This window comes from Streptomyces sp. NPDC057654 (assembly GCF_042800135.1).
GTDB lineage: Bacteria > Actinomycetota > Actinomycetes > Streptomycetales > Streptomycetaceae > Streptomyces.
Window position 1 is genome coordinate 1,824 of sequence record NZ_JBHVHQ010000987.1, and the last position, 1,176, is coordinate 2,999.

A 1,176-nucleotide genomic window follows, 5' to 3' on the forward strand; every position below is an offset into this window, starting at 1 on the left:
CAAACCTCTACACTTCCGTTCACGACGCCTTATAATATAAGCAATGACAACGCCCGGACCTGGACGACGACTTCTTCGTGCTCGGGGGCCATTCCCTGATGGCGGTTCAGCTCGCGGAGCGGCTGCGCGGCCGGCTGAAGCTGCCGATGACGGGGCTCGACATCATGGAGCAGCGGACCCCGCGGGCGCTCGCCGCGATGCTGGACGGCCGGGAGGCCGAGCGCCGCGCGGCGGCCCCCGCCGCCTCGCCCGCCCGGCGGGGCCGGGCGCGCGAGGGCACGGTCCGGGTCACCGGCGGCACCGGCGGCGTGGGCGCGTTCGGCCTGCGGGAACTGGCCGCGCGCGGCCGTCCGGTACGCGCCCTGGCCCGCCCCGAGTCGGCGCACCAGGTGACCGGCGACGGGGTGGAGGTCGTCGAGGGCGACCTGTCCGACCTCGACAGCCTGCGAGCCGCGGCCGAGGGCGTGTCCGGCGTGATCCATTCCGCGTGCACGTTCACCCGGCCCGAGGTGGACGTCGCGGCCATGCGGGTCCTGGTGGACTCCTGGCGGGCCGGAACGTTCGTCTTCGTCAGCAGTGTGGATGCCTACGGGCAGCCCAGCGCCGCCGAGGTGGCCGAGGGCGGCCCCAGTGAGGCCCCGCTGAGCGCGTACGGGCAGGCGAAACTCGACTGCGAGCGGATGCTGCTGCGGGCCGCGGGCACCGAGGGGCGCGGCGGGGCGAGCGCGGTCCGCTCCCCCATCGTCTGGGGCGACCACCCGCGCCTCCGTGACCAGCTGCGGTGGGGCGCGACCGGTGCGCTGTACCAGGCGGCGCTGGCCGGGGAGCCGCTGCTCCTCCCCGAGCCGTCGCCTTCGCCGTCGGGCGAGCGCTCCTGGTACGGCGCGCCATGGGTGCACGCCGCCGCGCTGGCTCGCGCCTTGGCGGTGTGCGTCGACGAGCCCGTACTCGGCGTCGCCAACGCGGTCGGCGGCCACGTCGCATGGCCGGACCTGGCTGCCGAACTGACCCGTCTGCTCGGCAGCGACAGCGAGATCCGCTACGCGGCCCAGAGCCAGGCCGACAAGGATCTCGACCACCACTGGCACTACCGCGCGGACCGGCTGGCGGCACCGCTGCGGGAACTGCCGGGCGAGGACTGGCGCACGGTCCTCGCGTCGATGGTCAGCCCTGGCT

General features: G+C 74.7%; 1 protein-coding gene. It reads left to right on the plus strand.

What is annotated here, in order from left to right; all coding sequences use genetic code 11:
• Window positions 1–98: 98 nt before the first annotated feature.
• The coding region (locus ACFU99_RS39320) for an NAD-dependent epimerase/dehydratase family protein (protein ID WP_384402238.1) at window positions 99–1,176 on the plus strand (1,078 nt) is incomplete at its 3' end.